The 435-nt window shown below is 68.3% G+C and carries 1 pseudogene; it reads right to left on the minus strand.

What is annotated here, in order from left to right:
- Positions 1-435, minus strand: a pseudogene (locus tag ACODSD_RS24785) (hypothetical protein); the annotation flags it as partial.

A 435-nucleotide genomic window follows, 5' to 3' on the forward strand; every position in this document is an offset into this window, starting at 1 on the left:
CGCTGTCCGATTCGATCTGCAGCGTGGCGTTGCCGTTGGCGTCGTACAGGTAGGCGCGCGTCACCCCGCCTTCGTTGCGCCGAAACACCCGGCCGGCGCCGTCGTAGTCGGCGAACTCCTGCCACGCGCCCTGACCATCGGCGCTGGTGCGTTTGCCCACGATCTCGCCGTAGGCGTTGTAACGCGTTTCAAAGCGCATGCCGGTCGCCTGGTCGCGTCTTTCGGTCTGGCGGCCGGCCGCGTCGTAGCGGTAGCCGGTCACGTCGTTGACTTCGCTGCCGTCGGCCTGACGTCGCGCCCGCTGGCTGCGGGTCAGCTGACCCGCGGCGTCGTAGTCGTAACGGATGCCATTACCCATCGCGTCGGTCTGGCTCAGTAGCCGGCCGCCGGCGCCGTATTGGTAGCGCACGATCTGGTCGTCGGCTTCGCTGGCCT

The organism is Chromobacterium sp. FG22, from assembly GCF_057809415.1.